Raw genomic sequence first — 25992 nt, 5'->3', positions numbered from 1 at the left:
CTCTTTGCGCTCTTATTTTTTTACCTTTCTTCTCTTTGCATGAAACGACTGCAGCCAGACATTACTCATCGATCAAAATCTATCTTTTAAAATGAAGTTTTCCATTCCTAAGCTCTTTCTTCTCTTATTTTTATCTCCATTGTTGACAAATGCACAGCAAAAAGTTGTGATTCCGATTGAAACGGCTGATAACGCAATAGTGCTGTCGACAGACAAAACCAACAAGCTGCGTGTCAACTATTTTGGTCAGAAATTAACAAACAGGGCCGATTATGATGATATTCAGGGTCATTCTGCACGTCAGGATGATCAGGAAGGTATATCAGATGTAGTTTACACTTCCAGCGGGTCAACAAACCTTTTTGAACCAGCTTTAACAGTCATTCATGCTGATGGAAATACTTCTACCGAGTTAAAATATGTTTCCCATTCAGTCAACAAAATTGATGGGAATGTCAGTATTACAAGCATTACCCTAAAGGACGACGTATATCCCGTTGAAGTGGTTTTGATGTTTAAAACTTACGCCGCAGAAAATGTGGTGGAGCAGTGGGCTGTGATCACCAATCGTGAAACCAAGTCGATCTTATTGGATAAATATGCTTCGGCGAACTTGTATTTCAGCGCTGATGACTATTATCTGACGCATTACAGCGGAAGCTGGGCTAGTGAAATGAAGCCGGAAGAAACCCTGTTAACTGCCGGTATTAAATCAATCGATTCAAAGTTGGGAACCCGAACAAATCTATTCGAGCCGCCCACTTTTTTGGTTTCTTTTAATAAGCCGGCGAACGAGGAAAACGGTAAAGTTTTGCTGGGTCAACTGGCCTGGTCAGGGAATTTTAAACTCGATTTTGAGCTTGATCCCTTGCATAATCTGAGGTTGATAGCAGGTATTAATCCGCATGCTTCTCAATATGAATTACCAGCTGGAAAATCCTTTGAAACGCCTGCATTTATTTCAACTTACTCCGAAAAAGGTACGGGCGAAGCCAGCCGAAATCTGCACAAATGGGCCAGAAAATATCGGATATTAGATGGTGAGGGTTCGCGTTTAACATTGTTGAACAACTGGGAGGCTACCTATTTTGATTTTGACGAAAACAAATTGACGGCTCTTTTCGCTGATGCGAAAAAGCTTGGGGTAGATATGTTCTTATTGGACGATGGCTGGTTTGGAAATAAATATCCAAGAAACGACGACCATGCGGGTTTGGGAGATTGGAAAGAAAATGCAAAAAAGTTGCCTAACGGTTTGGGGTATCTTGTCAAGGAGGCTACCAAAGCAGGTGTAAAATTTGGGATATGGGTAGAGCCGGAAATGGTGAATCCTAAAAGCGAATTATATGAAAAACACCCGGATTGGGTGATCAAACAGCCAGAACGGCCTGAGCATTATTTTCGAAATCAATTGGTGCTCGATTTGGCGAATCCGCAGGTTCAGGACTTTGTTTTTGGCGTCCTGGACGATCTTTTTACAAAAAATCCAAATTTGGCTTTCATAAAATGGGATTGTAATGCAGTGATATATAATGCTCATTCTGAGTACCTTAAGAAGTCAGGTAAAAAGCAGACCCAAGTTTATGTCGATTATGTAAAGGGGCTGTATAAAGTTTTGGAAAGAATCCGGGCGAAATACCCGACAGTGCCAATGATGCTTTGCTCCGGCGGCGGTGGCCGGGTTGATTATGGTGCGTTAAAGTATTTCTCGGAATATTGGCTCAGCGACAATACCGACCCGATTGAGCGCGTGTTTATCCAATGGGAAAATTCAAAGTTTTTTCCAGCCATAGCACATTGCAATCACGTGACGGACTGGAGCAAGGCTTCGATGAAATTCAGGACTGATGTTGCGATGATGGGAAAATTGGGTTTTGACATTGTGGTCAGCCATTTGAATGAAAAGGACCTGAAAACCGCTCAGACTGCGTTGGAGACATACAACCGCACCAAAGATGTAATTTGGCACGGAGACTTGTATCGCCTGGCTGACCCATATGCACATCCATATGCCTCGCTGATGTTTTCTAATCCTCAAAGGGACCATGCGATTCAATTTAACTATCTGATCAGCAATCGATATGATTCCGAGTTCACCAAGTCGCCGATCAAAATGCAAGGTTTGGATAGCAAGAAAAAATACAAATTGAAAGAGGTAAACATATCCGACGGAGCCAGAACGCCAATCGATAATCAAAAGGTATATTCCGGCGATTTCCTGATGAACGTCGGTGTCAATCCAATGGTAACCCGTGGCAGAACGAGTGTTGTGATTGAAATTGTGGAGGTGAAGTGATCAGAACTTGTTTCAGTTTCCGTCCCGCTTTTTGAATCAGATGAAAAAGCTAACTATATTAATTTCATTCATCTTGTTAATAGCCTGTCAGAAAGAACCTGACAGGCTTTTTACGTTGCTCTCACCAGAAGTTTCAGGTGTGACTTTTAATAACAAAGTAACAGAAAATGACCACGAAAATTTGATCGACTATACCTATGTATATAACGGTGGAGGGGTTGCGGTCGGGGATATTAACAATGATGGGCTGCCTGATTTGTACTTCACAGGTAATCAGGTTGGGGATCGTATTTATCTGAACAAAACGAAAAAAGGGGAGCCGGTTCACTTTGAGGATGTTACCGAATCGGCGGGAATAAAAAAGTTCGGATGGAGTACAGGAGTTACTATGGCAGACGTAAATGCGGACGGTCTGTTGGATATATATGTCTGCAAATCAGGGAATTTTCCGAGTGTTCAAAGAGCCAATCAGCTATACCTGAATCTCGGAAATTCGAAATTCCGGGAAGCGGCTGCGGAGTTTGGGATCGCTGATACTTCATATACGAATCAATCAGCTTTTTTTGATTTTGACAAAGATGGCGACCTGGATCTTTTCATGATTACTAGCACCAATCTGGAAAGGAACCCCAACAAACTTGTTCTACCCAAATCCGACGGATCAGGATTTTCGGTGGATAAACTTTACGAAAATACCGGGAACGGAAAGTTTAAAGATATTTCTTCAAAGGCTGGCATATTGCATGATGGAATGAGTTTGGGGCTCTCAATAGCTGATTTCAATGGAGATGGCTGGGAGGATATCTTTGTGGGAAATGATTTTCTGGCCAATGATTTGCTTTATCTGAATAATCAAAATGGCACATTTTCTGAAATTTCAAAAGAGAGTTTTGCCCACCATAGTCAATTTTCGATGGGGAGCGATGCGGCAGATATTAATAACGACGGCCAAACGGACCTAATGTCTGTGGATATGCTTCCTGCTGATAATGAGCAGAGAAAAAAAATGGCTGGCCCGGCTAATTTTCTGCAATTCCAGCAAAGTTTGGGATTGGGATATCATCCGCAATTTATGCGCAATATGCTGTTTTCCAATCAGGGAAACGTGTCGAAAAACGGCAAACCGGTACCGCAATTTTCGGAAATTGGTCAGTTTGCCGGAGTTTCAAGTACTGACTGGAGCTGGTCTCCATTATTTGCAGATTTTGATAACGACGGTTTGCAGGATTTGTACATTACCAATGGATACCTGCGCGACGTGACTGATCTGGATTTTGTCGCATACAATGTATCACTTGCTGAAAAGGGCGTTCCTGCTCATGAAATCGACCGGCACATGAAAGACGGTGCGAAAAAAATGGCAACACTTAAAAAGGCAAACCGATTATTCAAAAATAAGGATGGGTTCAAATTTGACGATATTGGTGCCGGTTGGATAGCTGAAAAACCGTCACTTTCCAACGGGTCGGCCTATGCCGATTTGGACAACGATGGAGATCTTGATTTGGTAGTTAATAACATGAATGAACCGGCTTCGATATGGCTTAACAATTCCAAGAACTTTAATTATATCAAGATTGCGCTGAAAGGATATGCTGGAAATGCTTTCGGATACGGTACAAAAGTCATTGTCTATTCTGACGATAAAATTCAGGAACGCGTTCAGCAAAGTACGAGAGGTTTTCAATCAGCAAGTATAGGTTCGCTTCATTTCGGCTTGGGTGAATCGAAAAATGCGGATTCTGTGAAGATAATATGGCCAGATGGAAGGTTTCAGATTTTGAAAAATATAACAGCCAATCAGCAACTGACGGTTTCATACATAAACGCCTCCGGGAAATTTAGCAATAGTCAACCTAAACCCGAATTTGAAGAAATCGCAAGTCGAGTTGGGATTGATTTTGTTCACAAGGAAGTTCCATATATGGATTTTAATCAGGAGCCGTTTTTACTTCATAAAATGTCAGCTCAGGGGCCCAAGATGGCGAAGGGAGACATAAATGGAGACGGGATCGAAGATTTTTTTGTGGGAGGTGCATATCATAATTCCGGTGAATTTTTTATTCAAACCAAGGAAGGGAAATTTGTTTCTAAACCATTGATTATAAATGGATTGGAAAAAGATGAAGAAGACGTAGGAGTTGCTCTTTTTGATGCTGACAATGACAAAGATCTGGATTTGTATATTGTCAGCGGTTCAAATGAATACTTCGATAATTCACCATATTATCAGGATCGCCTTTATAGAAACGATGGGAAAGGAAATTTTACACTGGATCTCACGGCGTTACCTAAAATACAACACAGTGGCACCTGTATAGCCGTGGGAGATTTTGACCGGGACGGATACCAGGACGTTTTCAGAGGGGGCGGGGTACTTGCTTTACAATATCCACTGGCAGCTTCGAGCCATCTTTTAAAAAACGTAAAAGGAAAATTTCTCGATGTTACATCTCAGTTCATGCCGGGTGGACCTGAACAAGGCATTGTGAAGGACGCGATTTGGGTGGATATCGACAATGACCAGTGGCCTGAGTTGGTGCTGGGCGGAGAGTGGATGCCGATTTTACTATTTAAAAACGAAAAAGGTAAATTGCATAATTCCAATACTTTTCCTGACTCAAATGGCTTCTGGAATTGTATCAGGGCTGGCGATTTTGACCGTGACGGAGATATGGATTTTGTGATTGGTAATCGTGGACAAAATAGCCGTTACAAACCTGCCAAAAACCAGCCATTAACGATCTATGGAAGTGATTTCGACCAAAATGGTAAATGGGATGCTATCGCTTCATACTTTTTAAATGATAGAGAATATCCTGTCGTTTCAAGAGATGAGCTGACAAGGCATGTTCCCATGATGAAAAAGAAATTCCAGACTTATCAACTATATGCATCCGCCGGAATCGAAGGAATTTTGGACAAAAACCAGATGGAGAAGTCGGCTGTCTTTAAAGTTTATGATTGTAGTAGTGTCTATATAGAAAGTAAAGGAAATGGAAAATTCGAATTATCGCCATTGCCTGATATAGCCCAATGGTCAACGGTTCAGGATATATTAATTGACGATTTGAACGGCGATTCCAATTTGGATATTCTTCTGGTTGGGAATGACTATGGAGTAGAACCTGTCGCCGGGCAGTATGATGCTTCTTATGGGGTTTTGCTGGCGGGCAATGGCAGGGGCAAATTTAATATATCGGAAAATACCAGATCGGGAATATGGGCCGGTGGCGACTGCCGAAGTGTATTGTCAGTTATAGGCACTAAAAAAGAGAAATTAATCGTGGTGGGCCGGAATAACTTACCGTTACTTGTGTTTGGCAAGGGCAATGAATGGGGAACCCGACGTTAAAAGAGGTAATAGATAACCAACATTTTTGTTACAATAAACGACCTTGGTTGAACCATCAATCGTTGATTGGGAGAAATTCAAATTCAGTAAAACTCTCAAATTTCTGACCCGGATCAAGTCGTGTAGATGGGAAATGAGGCTGATTGGGAGAATCGGGAAAATGCTGGGTTTCCAGACATATTCCAGAGTATTTCAATAATTTTTGACCATTTTTTCCCATTGTGGTTCCATCAAAATAATTCGCACAATATAAATGTAATCCAGGTTCAGAGGTCTTGATATTGAGCTGAATACCCGAATTCAAACAATATAATTCAGCAGCGTTGGTATCTTTTCCCGATTGATTTACAGTCAGGGCAAAAGTATGGTTCAGTCCCATATCGAGTTGCATTTGAGGATCTTGCGAGAACAGTGGCTTATTTAACTTGACTTTTTCTTGTAAGTCAAACGGACTGTTTTCCACTTCCTTAATAATCCCCGTTGGGGTCGAAAATTCGTTTTGCGGTAAAAAATGCGCGCTATTTACCTTGATTTCATGATCCAAAATTGCATTTTCTGAATTTCCGGAAAGGTTGAAGTAAGTATGCTGGGTCAAATTGACATGAGTAGGAGCGTCAGTTTTTGCCGAATACTCCACCCTTAAAGTGTTGTTATTGACCAGTCGATAAGTCACTGTTACAGAAAGATTTCCGGGAAAACCGTCTTCATCATCAGGACTGAAACAACTCATTGTTACAAAATCCTTTTGGACGTCTTCGAGTTTCCATACCTTTTTGTGAAAGCCAGAAAACCCTCCGTGCAGGCAATTGGCTCCGTTGTTGATTGAAAGGTGATTTACTTTCCCGTCGAGTTCAAATTTTCCTCCGGCGATCCGGTTACAGTATCTTCCAACAATAGCGCCAATATATGCCGGGTCTTCCACATATTCCGCTAAATTATCAAATCCTAACGCAACATCAACTGGTTGATTTTGAGCATTATTAGCCCAGAGATTAGTGATAATTGCACCATATGTAATGATTCCGACTTTAAGGCCTTCGTCAGCGCCCAGTAAAATCTTTTGAATTACTTCGCCCGATGGGAGTTGTCCGAAGTTTGTTAATTGCATAATATCGAAAGGGGTATATTCCTTGCACATTAACTCTGTCCCACCTTGCTATTCAGCAATTCCAAATGGGTTTTCGCACCAGAATGTACGGAATCTTCCATTAACACTTTCTCGAAAGCTTCGCGACTGCCTTCAAAATCCTCAGACCCAAATAATCCCAAGCCGATCAGGTATAGGCAGTGCAGTTTATTTTTTTGGTTTAAATCAGAGTCGAATATTAATAAATCAGGAAGTGATACCGCGAAATAATCAATAGTCACCTGGTCATTGATGTGGTCCTCGCCATAGGACACCAAGCCGTTGAATATCTCTGTCGCTTTTTGCTCATTTCCCAGTTTTCGAAAAGCAAGTCCCTGATAAAAAATCTTATCTGGCTGCTGGTCATTGTAAAATATCGCAGCGGCGGGTTGGCTGGTACCTCTTGTTGCCCGTTGGAAAAAGTCGGCAGCCAACTTCGGTTCGCCCAAACCTTCATATGCACAACCCAACCAATACAGTATGTCATTTTCCTGAGCATCAGGTAGCTTTCCTTCCCCCAAATTATAGGGATAGGTTCTGGCAGCTGTAAGTTTTTCAATTGCTATTTGATAATCACCATTGGCCATATTCTCTTTCGCTAGCTCGGTCAAGCTATAAATATATTGTCCTGAAACTTTTCCTTCCCCACCTTCCCACGGATGAAATTGGCGGTCATTTATCAAACTGAGTCCTGTCTGATATTGGTTTAAGAAATTTTTGAGTGTTAGAAATTCCAGATATAGATCGTCCCTTTTCAGAACGGTTTCGTAGTGATTCGCCAGGAATTGCACTCTGTTTTGCGGATCATAATTCAATCTTTTATAAAGCTGATCCAGCTCCATTAAAACGCGTGCGTCTGCTTTGTCCAGCGAAAAAGCCTTTTCATAACATGACAATGCCTTTTCGGGTTGATTGTTTTTATTAAAATAGGCAATTCCCAAATTACGATACGAGGTAGGGAAATCAGGATTTTTCTCCACTGAAACTTCCCACATCTTGATCGCCTGTTCATATTGCCGTTTGTCGTACCAGAGATTACCCAAATAATACGGAGCATATCCATCCTTTGGATTCAATTCAATCGCTAGTTGGAGTGCGGCAATATCTTCCGGTTTATTGGCGAAATATGTGCCCGGGGTTAAGCTAGCTGCTCTTTCAAGGTATGCTTTGACGTTTTCGATTTCATTGGATCGAAACGATATTTCTGCCATATGGTACCAATAAATTGGGTTATCGGCGCATTCTTTTCCAATCTTCAGAAATTCGATCGCTTCTGTATATAGGCCAGCGGCAGCATAATCTCGGGCATACTCAATATAATTATTTCCTTCTCCTCGCGCCAGCTGGATCAAAGTTTCTAACACTGATTCAGACTCCGGAATATTATTAAATGATTTCAGGATCAGGTGTTTTTCGAATAAAATTCCGAGGTTAAACCCGTCCCGGATAAGTGCAGCGTTGCAAGTATCCATTGCCTCTTCCGTCCGACCAAGCTTGCGCATAGTAGCAGATTTAAGAACATAAGCTTTACTGTTTTTTGCGTTTCGGTCTAGTGAAAAATTGATATGCTCGAGTGCCACATCATAGTTACCGCGCATCAGGTCAATTCTACACAGCGAAAAATATGCGACATCCTGCCACTGAGCAGACCATGCTGCTTTATAAAATGCCTCATATGCTTCGTCGTATCGGTTTTGATAATACTGACAAAGACCAAGGTTATAGTAAGGCTCACCTTCATAAGGGTTTGGATTTCTGAGAGTTAGGGTTTCAATCGCATTCTTGAAATATTCCTTACTTTTTGCAAACTGCCCTCGTCGCAAATACCACAATCCAAGCGCATTATTATTTCGGATGTCTCCCGGATCACGATTTAATGCTTCTTTGTAATACAGTACCGGGCTGTATGTAGCATGACGATATTGCTCCAAATGCTGTCCCGTCAAAAATAGCTGCTCACAATTTTCAACCTCCGCTGGCAATAATGCAGCTTTGGCAGGTTCAGGAATATCCTTCGTTTTGTTTTGAGAAGGTTCAAATTTTACTAATTCTTTACCCGCTTTTGAATATACAATGAACTTAAAATCAGTGATTTCCATATCGTTGTCAAAAGAAGCTTCACGACTGAAAATCTCTTCCGGAGAAATACTGGTTATGGTTTCAAATACAATCTTGTCGTTTTTAGAAAGAACGATTTTTATATCTTTTTGAGCCGAAGTAGCGAACACCTTAACAGAAACCACAGCGTCGACAATTTCCAATCCCAGTAGGATATCCTTTGTGGCATTCTTGACAACGCCCAATTCTCGGTAGGGCAGGAAGTATTGTTTAAAAGACTTTTCCTCGTAAGGCATCAACCAGGTGAAATCTGGCTGATTATCAGTAAACATACCAGTCATGAGTTCGATATACGGCCCGTCTTCGTCCGTCAGGTTGCGATCCCAGGCTTGCCCAAAATCGCCGTGTCCCCAAGTCCATTGTTTTTTGCCTGGCGAAACATGATGATCGGCCACGTGAAGCAAACCTCCCTGCGTGTCGTGCTCATATCCCCCGACAAAATCATATTCTGAATTGACCGCCATATACGAAGTCGGCACGGGAATATTTTTATATCTGGATATGTCTGTTCCCGGCGAATAATCAACTTTGTAATAAGTGCCCGTTGCGATCGGGAAAGTGGAAACATCCCGCTTCCCATGGTCGAAAACGGCATTTACGTCGGAAGGGAAAACTGACTGGTAGTGATCGTTGACCTTTACCGCCGGATTGGCCCACCATAAAAAAGTCTGCGGCAAACTGCTCCGGTTATATATCTGCGCCTTGATCTCCAAATAAGCCTTGCCGGGATACAGCGTAAAACCGGCCATCCCCTTTGTCCCAAACATTTTTTCTACTTCATTAACCCAAATAGTTTTGCTCCCATCTGAATTTTCTTCAATTCGATGATCCACTTTTTCAAATGTACTCGGACGGTGATGCTGCGGCCAGTTGAACTCAATTCCACCCGAAATCCACGGACCGGTGAGTCCCACGAGAGCTGGTTTGATGACTTGATTATAATATACAAAATGACGTTGCTTTATTTTGTCGTAAGCCATCTGTACCCGTCCGCCAATTTCAGGCAAAATCATGATTTTCAGGTAATTATTCTCTAGAAAAACGGCGACGTATTCCTTGTCAATTTTTTTGTCATATATCTTTTCAATAACCGGATTCGGATATACCGCACCACTGCTGCCCTGATAAACGCGCTTTTCGAAAAACATAGGATTTTTATCAGGCGCACCAATCTCATAAGTTGGAATTGTTACTGTTTCCTCCCAAATCCTGACGATATCTTCAGATTGGCTCATTACTCAAATACGTTTAGGTTTGTCATGATTTGTTGGGTCTTCATGATTTGCCAGAAGGGCTCGAAGACTGAAGGACGATTAATATTCAATTATTTAACCTAAGCACCTTCGTGACTTAGTGGCAAAAATCATATTCGATTTTACAAGTAAGTGATTTATGATCAGCGTTTTTTGTCTAAAAGCTAAAAGCTAAAAGCTAAAAGCTAAAAGCTCAATGCATTGTGTAATTCTTCTCCAAACTCTCCAACGTCTGTCCTTTAGTTTCTTTGACGTTCTTCTTAATAAATAAGAATCCCAATACACAAATCATCGCATACATATAAAATGGCCCATATACTCCAATTTTTTCGGAAAGAATAGGGAATGTAAAAACCAAGATAAAATAGGCCAGCCAAAGCGAAACGGTCGCAACCGAAGTACCCATTCCACGGATATTATTAGGAAATATCTCAGATATCAAAACCCAGGTAACGGGTGCCAGCGAGGTAGCATACATAGCAATTGCCATGAGAACAAAAAGTGAAATTAAACCTGCCGAGGCACCATTTTGCAACAAATACGCCAGAACAATATAGATAACTGACAAACCCAAGGAGCCAATCAGCATCAGAGGACGGCGACCTAGTTTGTCGACCTGCCACATTGCGACCAGCGTAAAAACCAGATTAACGATACCGATGGTTACCATTTCAAAAAGCTGTCGATCAAGATCAGCACCGATGGATTCGAAAAGTGTTGAAGTATAATTGAACACGACGTTTATACCACATAGTTGCTGAAAAACTGCTAGGGTTATACCAACTATAACCGCAGGCCGCACGCTTTTATGAAACACGTCGGCAAGAGAGACATGGGTGTGTGTCAAAGTTGATTCAATTTCCGATATCGAATTTTCAACAAATGAAGCGCTCCCGATTTTGGAAAGAATAGCTTCTGCTTCCATCTTTCGCCCAGCCTTTAATAGCCACCGCGGACTTTCGGGCAGCCATATTACACCGATCAAAAACAACCCGGAGGGAATCGCTCCAAAACCGAACATATATCTCCAGGCATCCGGACCACTGTCTGCAAGCAGGAAATTGATCAGGTTTGTAATTAGTATGCCAAAAACTACCGTCAGCTGATTGATTGAAACGTTGCGCCCGCGAACTGCTGCAGGAGAAACTTCGGCGATATACATCGGACTCAACATCGAAGCCATTCCAACACCAATTCCCGCCGCAAAACGCATTGATATAAATGTGGTCAGCGTTGGAGAATAGGCCATTCCGAGTGAGGATATTGCAAAAATTGCAGCTGAGACAATAAGGCCTCTCTTTCGGCCGTAATTGTCTGCCAACTTGCCGGCAATAATGCAGCCAATGATGCATCCCAGAGCCAGGGAACCGGTTAGAAATCCTTCCCACCAGGAATCCAGAGCAAACTCGTTACGTAGAAATGGAAGCGCGCCGGCGATGACAGCAAAATCAAAGCCGAAAAGATATCCTCCCAGAGCTGAGATGAGCGAAGTACGCAGAACAAAGGCATTATTATAAGTGGTGTGGACACTCTCCATTTGACTAGAATTATTACACTGTAAAATTGAAACATTTTAATAATGCTACCAATGGACAATTGACGAGAAAAGATAGATTATTTTGTGGAGAGGGAGATAGGGAAAAAGGGACGACGGAGAAAAGGAGGAAGGGAAAGTGGGGGCAGGTTGGGATGAAGACTTAACTAACCCTCTGTCGCTTCTTTCTGTATTGCACCGGAGGACAATCCATGATATTGCTGAAAAGTCTTGAAAAGTAGTATTGATCCTCGAAGCCGAGTTTTAGGCTGATTTCGCCTATTCTGAGGTCCGTAAATTGGAGGTAACGGCAGGCCTGCTGAATTTTCAGGTGATTGAAATAGTCGATGGGAGAATATCCGGTTTTCTTTTTGAAAATGGCTGAATAGTGAGAGGTCGACATATTCAGGAAGTCGGCAAAATCTGACAGTTTGAGTGTTCTATGCAGGTTTTCATTCATAAAATCAATTGACTGTTTAACTGGATTTTTCTCTTCGAGTTCGGGAGCGGACAGAAATTTGTCGCCGTGAACGAAAGAAACCATGAAACGCCAAAGCGTCATATTCGCATAAATGAGGTTGTCCTGACTGTATCCTTTGTCAAGCGTATAGTACATTTCGTTAAAAAGGCTGATTCGTTCTTCGTCGTAGGCAATAGAGTTAACGTGGGAACCGTCGTGGGCACGAGCCATGTGGGACACGCTGCTGGCCATTTCACCATTAAAATGCATCCAGAATATACTCCATGGTTGAGTTTCGTCTGCTCCGTATGCATGTGGCGTCGAGTCGGGAATGATCAGGAATTCCCCCGCTTGCACGGAAACGCGCTTGTCATTTCCAATTTGAGCCCAGCCTTTTCCATCCACACAATAAATAAGGATATTTTGGGAGACGCCCTCAGGCCGCTCACGGTAGTGGAATTTCGCTTTTGGATAAAAGCCCAAATCCGTAATATACATGGTTTGGATAGGGGCTGTTTTTGCGCAGATTTCGATGATACTTTTGGGTAATACAATGGCAAGCTGTCCAGCAAAGCCATCTTTTTTACGGGAAACATCGGGTTCGATCATAATAGTTGGTTTTGACATAACTTGAAAAAACCAGAAGCGTTTAGACTATGAAAAGTTTGTTGATTGCGGTTTCAAAAGTAGCTCGTCGCGTAATTCGAATGGACTTTTTTCATTTACTTTGCCCTTTCTATTACATTGCATTCGTAACAACGCGACAATCGTTCAAGGCGATTTACTCCGAATTTTACTCTCAGCGCTCCGAAATTCTTCCAATTATCCAGTTTGGCTCAACCTTTTCTTTTGAGCCTATATTAATTATTGTATCACTGTTTATCAACAAATTAACCATGAAACATTTTGTACTTTTTTTAATTTTTCTATCTAGTCTACAAGTCTCGGCGCAAACGTTGGAGACTGATCGGTTAGCGCTGGTGGCTCTGTATGACGCCACCGAAGGCTCCAATTGGATAAATAAGACGGGTTGGGTCGTGCCAGGCACTGCCGGGGATAATCCTTGTGGCTGGTACGGAGTTACTTGTAATGCAGCGGGCAGAGTGGACGAGTTGAAATTGCCAAGCAACAACCTTTCGGGTCATTTACCGGCAGAAATCGGCAATTTATCTGAATTGAAATGGTTAGATTTTAAGGGAACGAGCTCCGCACCCATCGCTCGAACGACTTCGGTAGATCAAATCGCAAGTATAATTCCAGCTGAGGTAGGAAATCTTACAAAGCTTGAACATTTCGATTTGTCGGGCAATATGTTGTCAGGAACGATACCAATAAGTTTGGGCAGTCTTACTTCGCTCAAATATCTCGATCTGAGTTATGAACCGATGGATGTTACTTTTGACCCAAACGGGGCTTTAAACGGGGCCATTCCTGTCGAGTTAGGTAATTTGATGAATTTAGAATATCTCGATTTAGCGAGACAAAGTCTTAGCGGTTCAATTCCAGCACAACTGGGAAATTTGGCGAAATTACAGCATTTGGATCTTGAAAACAATGATTTGAGTGGTTCTATTCCCGGTAGTTTGGGTGCCCTTCCACATTTGGTGTATTTAAATTTGGGTTTTTATTTTCGTCACAATCCTGAGCTTGCAGACCCATTTTTCACTGGCGACACATACGTTATGTTTGGCAAACTAAGCGGCCCTATTCCGGATCTTTCAGGCCTGCCCGCGTCTGCAGAGGTTCATCTCAATAACCAATCCTTTACCTTTGATGGGATGGGGGAAAATATGAGTCGTCTTGATTATTATGCTCCACAGGAGAAAATACGAATTCTGGCAATGATACCCCTTAGTGGTGGCTCATTGTTCGGTACACTATATGTGCATGCTGGCGGGAATGTCGCAGATAATACCTATAAATGGTATAAGAACACTGTTTTGTTTCGAACAGTCACGGGTAATGAGTATATCGATATTGATGAAGAGGGTATCTATCGTGTCGATGTAACCAACACATATGTTTCTGGCCTCACGCTTATTAGCTTTGACGAAAATGTTAGAAGTATGCCTGTGAAACTTGTCTCGTTCACTGGAAAAAAAGAATATTATAAAAACATGCTTGCCTGGAAAACCACCGCCGAAACTGATAATGCCGGATTTCAAATTGAAAGAAGTAGCGATGGTCTTAACTTTGAGATGATAGGCTTTATAGATGGAAATGGTGACTCGAAAGAGCAAAATCAATATTCGTTCATAGACGAAAATCCACTTGCCAAAAGTTATTATCGGTTGAAACAAATTGATCACAATGGCAAATTCGAATACTCAAGAACGATTGCTGTTGAAAACTCAGCTGCCGATCCAGTGGTTTATCCGAATCCCGCATCCGATTATATTCTGGTCAAAAATCTTGCTTCCCGAAATGAAATTGTACTGAAAGACCTAAATGGAAAGGTGTTAATGGATACCAAAATTCCTGGTGGCAAAACAATTGATATTCGGAGTTTGCATAATGGTATTTATCTGTTGACCATTGGAGAAGTGACTAAGAAGTTGGTAGTGAGAAGGTAAGCTTCCAATACGAAAAGAGGCGCGGATAAAATCACTATCCAGCCCTCTTTTCATATAAGACTCAAATTTCTACTCTACTCCAACCCAAAAGCTACCCAACTATTCCCCTTCTTGGTCCCCAATTTCGTTCCTCCGCAGGCAATCACGATATATTGCTTTCCATTCACCATATAAGTTGCAGGAGTTGCAAAGCCGGCGGCGGGGAGTTGCGTTTCCCAAAGCAGTTTTCCTGTCTTCTTGTCATATGCTCTAAATTTTCCGTCTTTGGTGGCGGCTATGAAAAGTAGTCCGCTGGCTGTTACAACCGGTCCGCCGTAATTTTCGCTGCCTGTGGTCGGGAAGCCTTTTGCTTTAAGTGATTCCGTTTCACCGAATGGGATTTTCCAGAGATATTCGCCGGTATTTAAATTAATGGCGTTCAATGTACCCCACGGAGGAGATATAGCTGGTAAACCCTTGCTGTCCAGAAACTTGTTATACCCAGTGCTTTGATATGGTAAATAAGTTTTTTGAGACGCAGGAATATTGGATACCGCTTCTACTTTTTCGTCTCCGAAAAGGAATGAAACCAAGGCTTGTTTTTCGTCAGAGGTGAGCATTGTAAACCCGGGCATCATACCTTTTCCACTTGTTATCAATTGATTGACAAACGCGCGGTCGCGGCGGGTTCCGATATCAATCAGGGAAGGATAACCGCTTTTGGCATTTCCTTTGCGTTGCGGGCCATGGCATGTAGGGCAGTAGGTAGTATATACCTTTTCTCCCGGACTCAGATTAGACATTTCGCTTGCCTTTGGCGTGTCTTTCATGGTTAATATCCACGCCATTTCGTTACTGTTAACATACAAAGTCCCCTCAGGATCTGCAGCTGAGCCTCCCCATTCCGCACCTCCGTCGAATCCAGGTAATATTACAGTGCCCTCTCGGCTAGGGGCTGCAAAATGCCCTTTTTTGTATGTTTTAAATTTCGCAACCAAAGAATCCCGGTCCTCAGCATATGGACTGATATCTTTTTCCGTAAGTTGATATGCCTGACGGGCATATGGTGCTGGTTTGGATGGAACCGGTTGTGTTGGCCACGGATATTCACCGGGAAGTGCATTCTGCGGCGCAGGCTTTTCATTTATCGGATACAATGGTTTTCCCGTAACCCGGTCAAAGACAAATACATATCCTTGCTTGCTCACCTGAACCACCGCATCGATGCTTTTTCCATTTTTCTTGATGGTCACCAGGTTAGGAGGGGCGGGAAGATCGCGATCCCAGATATCATGGTGCATCGTTTGGTAATGCCATAATCTTTTGCCGGTGCGTGCGTCGAGCGCGAGCAGGCAGTTGGCAAAGAGGTTTTGTCCTTTTCTCTTACCTCCGTAAAAATCATATCCTGCCGAACCGGTTGGCACGAACAATATGCCTCTTTTACGATCTACAGCCATTCCTGCCCAGTTGTTGGCAGCACCGGTATATGTGTTTTTATATGCGTCAGGCGGGAATGTTTCATACCCAAACTCACCCGGATATGGGATTGTGTGGAAAGTCCACTCCAGCTTGCCGGTTTTAACGTTGAATGCCCTAACGTCGCCAGGAGCGGCGTCAGATTCCTCCGAAAGCCTTAGTGGCATAATGATCAAATCTTCGAAAATGGTGCCCGGTGTATTGGAAACCATGTATTTGTCCTTTGCAATATCAGGCAAGCCCGTGTGCAAATCGATATGTCCGCCGTCGCCAAATGTTGGTATGGGAAGTCCAGTTTTAGCATCCAGGGCAAATAGTGACGAACCCATTGAATGCATAATGCGCTTGTCATTTCCATCTTGCCAATAGGTTACTCCACGACTGGTATTTGACCCGTTTTTTGATTTATCTCCAAATATCCAGAGTTGTTTTCCTGTCGCCGCATCCAGCGCAAAGGCCTGCACTGCCGGAGTTACGCCATATAATACTCCATCTACAATGATCGGGCTGGCCTGTGTTTGACCAGAATCGGGCATCGAATAAGTCCATGCGACTTTCAGGTTGGCAACATTCGACGGGTTTATTTGCGTCAATGGCGAATAGTGATTTCGGTCTGGCCCTCCCAGATATTCTGGCCAGTCGGTATCCTCTGCCGGACCGTCAAAGGAGGTGATCAAAGCGGCAGTAATCAGCAGCCCTAAACTGAACGCAGCTGACCATTTGGTTTTTGAATTAAGCATAAAATTTTATTCAAACTTGTTGTTGATGGTAATTCCCGGCCAGGTATCAGTACGGAAGCCACTTACTGGAAAGCCGTCGACGCTGAAAAGGTTTGCGTCCACGGGTGAATCCGACCATGCATATCTTACCGAAACGGGTTTGGAAACTTTGTCACTATACACGACTACTTTATTACCTTTAATTTCAGCTTTTGCAAAATGGAAAATTTTGTCGTCTCCTGCAATTTCAAAACCTTTCAGATATCCATATTTGTCCTTGATTATCAATCCATTGTCGGCATATTTAAACGAAATGGTTGCTGAATTCCCGTCGAAAGAAACTGCATCATATAAAGGGGAAGCATATGGGATATCCATGCCGTAGTTCAGTTTCAAGGCGTTCGTCGCCAACCTGTGCCCCACGTCCTGTTTGTTAGTTGGGTGGATATCTTTTGGATTGCCAATATCTGTCGAAACGGCCATTCCGGTGTTCGGTAGTTTCAAGGTCATATTCTGCGCCTCCCGCAATTCGCCCCAGTTGCTTCCGGTATTGCTATTATTTTCCGGACCGAATGTTGAGAGCTGAACCCAATAAAATGAGAAGTTATCGTTCCATAATTTCCGCCAGTCGTTGATCATCAACGGGAAAGACTGGCGATATTGGTATGCTCTTCCGGCATTTGATTCACCCTGATACCAAAGGACACCACGCATCGCGAAGGGGATCAAAGGAACGATCATGGCGTTGTATATTGTCGTTCCCACATTGTTCATCAAATGCGCATATACGTGGGGTTCCGCGAAAGAAGGCATCAGATACCAGTCGCCTGTTATCATTGTTTTTTGTCCGTTGCCTTCTAAATACAGATCATTTAGCGAGCCAGAAAAACCCGGCCCAAACCACGACATTTCAACCATCCCGCCTAACTTGATAACCAGCTGATTTTTACCTGCTTTCCAGGTATTTTCAGGTAGCTTAATTTTCTTGGGGCCCTTCACAGTTTCGCTTGCAACCAGTTTTCCATTGATATAAATCTGATTTGGACTGTCGTTCTCCGGAAGGGTGAGCACGCTTGTTTTCCCGGACAGATCGGCTGATATTTCGATTTCCTTTGCCATATATCCCTGGCCTCTGAAACCCATCAAGCCCTTCCAATCCCATTGTCCGATTGGATTATCTGTTTTTTGCCAATTTGTGAAAGAGGCATTTCCACTTACATATGTTTTCTCGTCTTCTGCTGTCGGATTTACCGTAGTGTTTTTGAACAACTGTTTGCGCAATTTGTTATCCATAATCACGTCGGCTTTTTCCCAGGTCGTTGGAAGGTTCTGAGCATAATTCCGAAGTTCAGGATCTGACAACATCGCTTCTTTACTAATCCAGCCTTCCACCTGGCTGCCACCCCAAGATGAATGCACCAGGCCGATTGGCACCTTCAATTTTTGATATAATTCACGAGCGAAGAAGAAGCCGACAGCAGAGAAATCGCCCACGGTTTCAGCGGAAGCGACTTTCCAATCTCCGGTTTCCAAATCCTTTTCAGGCTCGAGAGTTACCTTATGCTCTACTTTAAAGTGTCTGATTTGGGGGAAATCAGCGTTTTTCTTTTCTTCGGAAAAATTATTGGCCTGTGCAACCCTCCACTCCATATTCGATTGACCGGAGCAGAGCCAAACCTCCCCAATAAGAATATCCTGAACTGAAAGATTTTCGGATTTCCCCGAGACAGTCATCACATATGGTCCACCAGCTTCTATTGGATTAAAAGTAACGGTCCATTTTCCTGATTTATCGGTTTTTGTGGATTGGGTTTGTCCGGCAAGTACTACCTTTATTTTCTCGTCCGGTTTGGCCCAACCCCAAACAGGGATAGGCTTCTGCCTTTGCAAAACCACATGATCGGAAAAAAGGCGAGCGAGGTGGACTTGGGCCTGAGCCGGGAGGTAAAGAAGAAGAGCTAAAACCGCTAAAATTTTTTTCATGAGTTTTTCTGATAGAATTCTGTTATAAAATTCAGGTAAAAAGATAATCTACTTGAATAATATCAGTTTGCCGGATATTGGAGTATTAAATCAGGAATGTTTTAAAGTAATTGATGCATGATTTCTATTATTATATGTTCGGTTAACGAGCTGGAACTTTCGGGAGCGAAGGAAAGTGTAGCGCGAACGATTGGTGTTGAGCACGAGGTAATTGTGATCAATAATATAGGTAAGAAAAGAGGAATAGGTGAGGTATATAATTTGGCTGTAAAAAGTTCGAAGTATGATGTTGTTTGTTTTATGCACGAAGATATCGTAATGATGACGCCGCATTGGGGAGGCACAGTGCTTGCAATTTTCAGGAATAATCCTCTTCTCGGACTTCTGGGAATTGCCGGCGGCGGATATAAATCGCTATCTCCGTCAAGCTGGTACAATTATCATCTTCAGCAAAATGGTGGCTTTTATTGTAATCTTATTCAAGGTTTTAAGCATACCGGAAAGCCTGATGCGCTGGATTACCGCAATCCCAAAAATGAAAGTCTTTCGAAAGTCGCTTGCCTAGATGGCTGTTGGTTTTGTACTACAAAGTCAGTTTTATCAAAGTATTCTTTTGACGAAAAACTGTTGCCAGAATTTCATGGATATGACCTGGATTTTTCAATAGCTGTCGGACAGGAATTTGACGTTGCCGTTACGTTTGAGATACTTTTGAAACACTTGTCAGATGGAAATTTCAACCAAAAATGGCTAACCGAGATTTTAAAGGTTCACAAAAAATGGGCCAGTGTTTTACCTGTAAATGTGGATCAATTACCTGAAAATCAATTGAAAGGTATTGAGAGATATGCGTTTGAGGTTTTTGTGGACGATTCTTTATCAAAAAAACAGTTCACTAAAACCGAACTTATGAAATTGATATGGAGTACACGAAAGTCGAGAGTGACGACTTTCAGTTTCATTTACAAATTGTTCTTGCGAATTGTTAAGTACTGAAGCACCGCTTTTATTTTCTCATTTTCCGTAACTCCTTATTGAATTTTCTCACCCGATTCAGGTAAGAGAAAAAGCTTCGTCCTTGCCATTTATATTCATAGTAAAATCTTTCGCGGCTGGTAAGATGCTCTTGCTCTATCGTACTTTTTGTCTTTAAAGTTTTGCTTTCCAAATGGTCGACAATTGAAGATGTGACCAATGCGTGTTTTAAATGATGTTTTTTGAGTGTGTTGCTGTAATCATTATCTGCAAACCAGAATTTAAATGCTGGATCTAGCGGGCCTGTTATTTTCAAATTTTCCCTTTTGAAGAAAATGCACCATCCCACTAATTCTTTACGGACTTCATAACCGTAATGCACCCCATTGTGAAGTGCAATTCCATGTTCTGGATGATGGATGCTGCAGGCCGGGCTCGCACTTGCCAGTTCTGAATCCAGATTAAAAGCTGTAAGAATTTCTGATGCCCATCCCTTATGAAACAGTAGGTCATTGTTACAAATACAGATATAGTTGCTATTCGTTTTGCGAATGCCAATATTCATATACCGGTGATATCCAAACCGTTGCCATGGGTATATCGTTTTGGTACCTGCATACTGGTATGGTTTTAGTTTTTTGTTTGATTCAACGACGACCACATTGAATTTGATATGAAAAGGATTTTCCGAACTCGCAAGCGATTTTAGGGCGTCTTCGGTGATTGCCTTCAATGCATCGGTTTTAGCATAACTAAGTATAATGATGTCTATTTCAATTGGAGCGGCCTTATTCATTATCGATGCTTTCTTGTTTTAAACAATTCTTTTCGCTTGTAATTGAGGGACTTAAAGCAAAAGGAGACAAATTTTAACGGATTGGTCAGTCCATACATCACCCTCAGTTGTTGAAGACTAGTCAGATCTATATGGTACATCATATATTTGTAGAGTTTCTGAGTACTTGCTTCGTTGCGATCCAGAAGCTTTATTTTTTCTTCTTCTGAAAGGCCTTTCGAGTCGTTTATATAATTCACAATTCGTTTACGGAACGTCAACTCGCCAGCCTGCATGGTCTGAATATTCTTACTCGTATTGCGGTGATGGATACGAATTCTGGTATTAGCTGAAGGCTGGTGAAGAAATGAATAATGCGCCCCGTGAATCGCGCAGAGATACCAAAACTCCCAGTCTTCGGTATACTTGCTATCCTCAGGGAAGCCGTTCACTTTTTCGACAATTTCTCTTTTTAGAAGCGGACTACTCACGACAGCAATATTGGAATAAGTGAGGAGAGAAAGCGCAGCAAATCCTTTTGCATCAATTTTTTGCAGCCAGTGATGGTTATTCATCTCGTAATCAGGGTATTCCTTTTCCGGATTCTCGTTTTCGAAATAAATATGATCTGTATAGGAAATGTCGACTTCCGGATGCGTTTGCATGAACTCAACCTGTTTACTCAACTTCTCTTTACTCAATAAGTCATCAGCATCTAAAAACTGAATATATGCCCCCACAGACTTTTTGAAGCCGTGATTTCGGGCTACAGAAACGCCCCTATTTTCTTGAAAATGGTATTGAATTCGAACATCATTTTTTGCAAAATTATTTACTATTTCACGCGTATTGTCAGTGGAACCGTCGTCGATTATCAACGCTTCCCAATCCTGATATGCCTGAGTCTGCAAATTTTCAAGGGTTTCGTTAATAATGAAACCGTAGTTGTGCGAGGGTATTATGATACTTACTTTTTTGCTCATCCCGGCGTGTATTCTAAGTTAGCATTTTAGCGTTTGCACCCCATATCTTCCTAAGCGAAAAGAAAAATAAACTGATATCGGATTTTCTCAGAAGCGCTAGCAATGTTTTTCGGTTCTTCCATATCAAGCGCCCATATCCGACTTCAAAAAATGAGGCATTCCTTTTTTTACTAAGCTGATATAACTGGTTGATAAGCAGTTGGCTTTTGTCGCTTGAATATTCGGCGCAGCGCTTTAACCATTCCGTCTCTTTTTCCAATTTCTCAATCCTTTTGCTTTTTGAGGCAACGGTTTTGGAAATTCCTAAAAGGTCAGTGCTGTTTTTCGAATGTTGGCGGTATTTAACTAAGGATCTACTTACAAAGTCGATCTTGCCATTACTGGTGGCAACAAAGGCGAGCCAATGATCATAATGCAACCCATCAGGAAAAGGTAATGCACTGTTTATCAGCGATTTTTTAATCATCATACTATGCCCTGAAACACAATTCATAAATAAAAACGGTTCAGGATTATCACCCCTGTAGAAACTGAATTTGTCCGAAATTTTCGTATTCATCGAAGAACCATGTCTGTCAACCAACTCTGAGTCGTGGTATATCAGTTCATTGTCACGAAAGGCCGCATACTGCAAGCTTATTTTCTCAGGATCCCAGATATCATCCTGATCGCTGATCGCGATTTTTTCACCATTACATAACATGAGAGCCTTTTCGAAATTTTGGTTATATCCAAGATTTTGAGTGTTTTGAAACAGGCGGATGTTGTTATGCTTTGTAGCGTATGCGTTCAGGATATCCCGCGTCGCATCAGTTGAGCAATCGTCAACCACCACAATTTCCAGACGCGGATAGGTTTGATTGACAATAGAATCTAGTTGTTCTTCTAAAAATTCCTCCCCATTGTAGGTGCAGAGCGCAACTGAAATCAAAGGCCAACTTTCCATATCATCCCTCGCTAAACGTCTGCATATCAATCAATCGCTTGTACAAACCATTGCCCGAAATCAGATCCATATGCGAGCCGCGTTCTACAATTTTCCCTTCTTCAAGGACCAATATCAGATCAGCATTCTGGATCGTGCTCAGGCGGTGGGCAATGACTAAAGAGGTTCTGTTTTTCATCAGATTGTTAAGCGCTTCCTGCACCATTTTTTCTGATTCCGTATCCAGGGCTGAAGTCGCCTCGTCGAGCAACATGATAGGTGGATTTTTTAGTACCGCCCGGGCAATACATATCCGCTGTTTTTGTCCTCCGGATAACTTCATGCCACGGTCCCCGATATTGCTTTGATAGCCATGCTCGGTTTGCAAGATAAATTCATGCGCGTTTGCTACCCTTGCGGCTGCTTCCACTTGTTCCTGAGTTGCATGAGGCGCTCCAAAAGCGATATTATTAAATATACTTTCGTTGAAAAGCATGGATTCCTGATTCACTATTCCAAACATCGCCCACAGGGATTCTTGTTTGATATCCTGCACATCAATACCGTCAATTGTGACCGACCCTTCTTGCGGCTCGATGAACCTGGGAATTAAATCCATCAAGGTGGATTTACCTCCTCCAGATGGTCCGACAAGGGCTACTGTCTGGCCCTTTTTAATGGCGACATTTATATCATCCAATACTTTCCGGCCGGGATATGAGAACGAAAGATGATTCAGGTGAATCGAATGTTTGAAATCGGTAATATCCTTTGCGCCGGGTTTGTCTGTGATCGCAGGCTTTTCGTCGATCAGTTCCAAAACACGTTCTCCGGCCGCAATTCCCGCGTGGATAGTGCTGAACGAGTCCGTCAAAGCCTTGGCTGGGCGCATTACTTGCGAGAAGAGCGCGATATAAGCAACAAACTTGGATACGCTCAGATCTGATTGATTATCAAGTATTAACGACCCTCCGTAAAGAACAATAATCGCCACCATGGTCACGCCCAGGAATTCAGAGACAGGCGAACTAAGCTGCTGACGTCGTGCCATTTTTCGGCCCAGGTCAGAATATTTAATGTTTTCCTGGTGAAATTTTTCCTTGATACCATCTGTGGCATTAAAAGCCTTGATGATCTTAATTCCCGACAGCGCTTCATCCAGATAGCTAATCATTAAGCCAAATAACTGCTGGGCTTGCGAGGCCTGTTGTTTCAATCTTTTTACAATTTTCGATATTAGAAAGGCAGAAACGGGTATAACGAGAATAGCAAAAAAGGTGAGTTTGGCGGAAGTCGCAAAAAGCATGAAGACGTATGCCAGTAACTGAAGTGGTTCTTTAAAAACAACTTGCAATGTACCTGTTACTGAAAACTGCACCACCTGCACATCAGAAGCGATTTTGGAAATAATATCTCCCTTCCGCTGGTTGCTGAAATATCCGATATGTAAATTCATTACGTTGTCAAAGACAGTTTTCCTTAAGTTGAGAAGTGTATGGATCCTGAGATTTTCCATCACTCTTTGAGAAAAATATCGAAATACGTTGGACAACATAACCGAGGCAACTATGACACCGCAAACAATTTTGAGCGCGCCATGAGGGCCATATTCGATGCTTACCTGCTGAGCGTAATAGTTGAAATTGCCAAGAACGTCAAACCAACTTCCCGGTTTGGCGAGTGCCGCAGTTCCTTCCTTACTATTGAAAAGCGTTAGCAAAAGTGGTGCTAACAGGGCAAGATTGAGGGTATTGAAAATCACACCCAGAACGGTACAGATTAGATACGGAACCGCAAAACGCGAAATGGGTTGTGCAAAAGATAATAATCTGAAATATATTTTCATTTGAGTTTACTATGGCTTTTAAAGTAACACGACTGGCAAGAGGAATGTTCTTGTCAGTCGACTGGTTACGTTTGCCGATGCTTTTTAATATGATACTGTGAGAAACGTCACAGCCAAACTACCCGTTCATTTTGGATAGAGGTTTTGATATTGCTGATTATGTCATGAATACTTATATCCGACTTCATATTTTTCATCAACGTCGAGAAATTGTCCTTTCGTTCAGTCAATTTGTGGCGGTTCCGAATAAAATCTACGTACGCTTCAACCTTGTAGGTTTGAAATGAAAGTAGGCTGAAAACGAAATCTGTCAAGAAAATCTGCGCATGGTAAAGCGCCAGATCCTTGCCTGACAAATGTAGGTGATGAAGGTAATAACGGTTTCTGAAGTGAATTCTTTTGATATGATTTCGGTCTGCATGAAACTTCGTACTGGCCTTTAACTCATGACGGCATATTGCCTCATGCTCATAATAACATTTCCATCCCAGTCGCCAGGCGCGGATCGAAAGCTCCTGATCTTCACCATAATATGGCCCAAAAAGTTCGTTGAATCCGTTAATTGACTTAAGTTTTTTGGTATCCATCAAAGCAATCGCTCCGGAAAGATAGAACGTTGGCGTCAATACTTTCCCATCTCGAAGGTAAAAAAAGTGGCTTGGTTTCACTTTCCGCCCAAAAAGCTTGGGAGACCGCGCGGCATCCTGAATATCATCATCGTTCATCCCGATAATGCGCCCCATTACACCAAATGTATCTTTGGGTTCAAAATATTTAAACAATTTATTGAAATAATCGCTTTCCAGTTTTACATCTGTATTTAATAAAAATGTCAAATCTTTCGAAGCTTTTTGGATTCCAATATTACATGATTCTGAAAATCCGGTATTAATTTTCTTCTCAATCAACAATATTTTGTTCCCGTAATGTTCTTTTAAATATGCTACTGAATCATCTTTTGATGCGTCATCCACCACAATTATCTCTACCTCTGTATTTAAGGATTTGAAAATTTGGTAATTATGATCAAAATATTTTTCGAACAGGTGCTTTCCATTGTAGTTTGGAATAACTACTGAAATAGTTTTCATCAAATTTGCCCGGTTAAGTTAGGTAGATTTTATACCCAAATCTTATTTATTTATGTAGTTTATTGTTAATCAGGCAGTTACTTGTCTGATCTGTCCATTGAAAGCGTGGCTGATTGAATGCTCCAATTGTTTTGATTTAATAGAAAACAATCAAGCCAGCTAAGTGGATTTAATATCCGGTACAAGATTTGGCGCAGCAAAGTGGCAATAGCTGAATCCTTTCATCCCGTATTTTGTCAATACGTGACTTCTGGAATTGCGAAAAAGTTGGCCATGAATTTGATATCTCCGGAAATTAAACTTTTAGAATTTGAGCTTTTCCGATCTTGTTAGGGGGAGAAAGCCAAACGGAAATATTCCGTTTGGCTGATTTAATTGTGTTAAAGATATTATTTTCATAGCTAATAGATTTTTTATGGCTAACAGATGCTTCTCTTTATAATCTTTCGGATGTCCTGTATTATGGGGCAATCATCTTTAAGGAGTATTTAAGACGTACAAAGGTTGGAATCATTGCGGATATTT

15 protein-coding genes are annotated in these 25992 nt (G+C 42.0%); 4 read left to right on the top strand and 11 right to left on the bottom strand.

Going from position 1 to position 25992, the window contains the following annotated elements:
• The first annotated feature begins 91 nt into the window (after window positions 1-91).
• Together AC1XUD_RS06935 and AC1XUD_RS06930 are read left to right on the top strand one after the other, a co-directional pair.
• Window positions 92-2296: an alpha-galactosidase gene (locus AC1XUD_RS06935; RefSeq protein ID WP_483360246.1), complete on the top strand. Its 2205-nt coding sequence runs from the start codon at window positions 92-94 to the stop codon at window positions 2294-2296.
• Between the two features lie 40 nt (window positions 2297-2336).
• Window positions 2337-5651: a VCBS repeat-containing protein gene (locus AC1XUD_RS06930; RefSeq protein WP_483360245.1), complete on the top strand. Its 3315-nt coding sequence runs from the start codon at window positions 2337-2339 to the stop codon at window positions 5649-5651.
• A gap of 55 nt (window positions 5652-5706) precedes the next feature.
• On the opposite strand, the gene AC1XUD_RS06925 is transcribed toward AC1XUD_RS06930, so the two are convergent.
• From AC1XUD_RS06925 to AC1XUD_RS06910, 4 genes are all read right to left on the bottom strand, one after another.
• Complete coding sequence (locus tag AC1XUD_RS06925) at window positions 5707-6759, bottom strand: aldose epimerase family protein (RefSeq protein WP_483360244.1); 1053 nt, start codon at window positions 6757-6759, stop codon at window positions 5707-5709.
• Between the two features lie 29 nt (window positions 6760-6788).
• The gene (locus AC1XUD_RS06920; RefSeq protein WP_483360243.1) at window positions 6789-10130 is read right to left on the bottom strand and encodes a tetratricopeptide repeat protein; all 3342 of its coding nucleotides are present in this window, start codon (window positions 10128-10130) and stop codon (window positions 6789-6791) included.
• 211 nt (window positions 10131-10341) lie between these two features.
• On the bottom strand, window positions 10342-11685 hold the full coding sequence (locus AC1XUD_RS06915) for a sugar porter family MFS transporter (RefSeq protein ID WP_483360242.1): 1344 nt from the start codon (window positions 11683-11685) through the stop codon (window positions 10342-10344).
• Between the two features lie 160 nt (window positions 11686-11845).
• A complete protein-coding gene (locus AC1XUD_RS06910; RefSeq protein WP_483360241.1) occupies window positions 11846-12751 on the bottom strand; it encodes an AraC family transcriptional regulator in 906 nt (301 codons plus the stop codon).
• A gap of 287 nt (window positions 12752-13038) precedes the next feature.
• Between AC1XUD_RS06910 and AC1XUD_RS06905 the strand changes: the two genes are divergently transcribed.
• Window positions 13039-14715, top strand: a complete 1677-nt coding sequence (locus AC1XUD_RS06905) for a T9SS type A sorting domain-containing protein (RefSeq protein WP_483360240.1) — start codon at window positions 13039-13041, stop codon at window positions 14713-14715.
• 74 nt (window positions 14716-14789) lie between these two features.
• On the opposite strand, the gene AC1XUD_RS06900 is transcribed toward AC1XUD_RS06905, so the two are convergent.
• Window positions 14790-16910: an outer membrane protein assembly factor BamB family protein gene (locus AC1XUD_RS06900; protein ID WP_483360239.1), complete on the bottom strand. Its 2121-nt coding sequence runs from the start codon at window positions 16908-16910 to the stop codon at window positions 14790-14792.
• Between the two features lie 6 nt (window positions 16911-16916).
• Window positions 16917-18872, bottom strand: coding sequence for a sialate O-acetylesterase (locus AC1XUD_RS06895; RefSeq protein ID WP_483360238.1), 1956 nt, complete (start codon window positions 18870-18872; stop codon window positions 16917-16919).
• Between the two features lie 117 nt (window positions 18873-18989).
• Between AC1XUD_RS06895 and AC1XUD_RS06890 the strand changes: the two genes are divergently transcribed.
• Entirely contained in the window at window positions 18990-19868 is an 879-nt protein-coding gene (locus AC1XUD_RS06890; protein WP_483360237.1) for a glycosyltransferase, read from the top strand.
• A 10-nt stretch (window positions 19869-19878) separates the two neighbouring features.
• On the opposite strand, the gene AC1XUD_RS06885 is transcribed toward AC1XUD_RS06890, so the two are convergent.
• The 5 genes from AC1XUD_RS06885 to AC1XUD_RS06865 form a co-directional block, all read right to left on the bottom strand.
• Window positions 19879-20643, bottom strand: a complete 765-nt coding sequence (locus tag AC1XUD_RS06885) for a glycosyltransferase family 2 protein (protein WP_483360236.1) — start codon at window positions 20641-20643, stop codon at window positions 19879-19881.
• Window positions 20643-21605, bottom strand: coding sequence for a glycosyltransferase family 2 protein (locus tag AC1XUD_RS06880; RefSeq protein WP_483360235.1), 963 nt, complete (start codon window positions 21603-21605; stop codon window positions 20643-20645). The genes AC1XUD_RS06885 and AC1XUD_RS06880 overlap by 1 nt, the downstream gene beginning before the upstream one ends.
• A gap of 13 nt (window positions 21606-21618) precedes the next feature.
• Entirely contained in the window at window positions 21619-22551 is a 933-nt protein-coding gene (locus AC1XUD_RS06875) for a glycosyltransferase family 2 protein (RefSeq protein ID WP_483360234.1), read from the bottom strand.
• Window position 22552: 1 nt separating this feature from the next.
• Window positions 22553-24376: an ABC transporter ATP-binding protein gene (locus tag AC1XUD_RS06870; protein ID WP_483360233.1), complete on the bottom strand. Its 1824-nt coding sequence runs from the start codon at window positions 24374-24376 to the stop codon at window positions 22553-22555.
• 107 nt (window positions 24377-24483) lie between these two features.
• On the bottom strand, window positions 24484-25467 hold the full coding sequence (locus AC1XUD_RS06865) for a glycosyltransferase family 2 protein (RefSeq protein ID WP_483360232.1): 984 nt from the start codon (window positions 25465-25467) through the stop codon (window positions 24484-24486).
• Between the last annotated feature and the right edge of the window lie 525 nt (window positions 25468-25992).

The sequence above is a fragment of the Dyadobacter sp. HNCC25DJ184 genome, assembly GCF_056895215.1.
The sequence above is the reverse complement of the archived record's forward strand: the minus strand, read 5'-3'. Positions and strand labels throughout refer to the sequence as shown.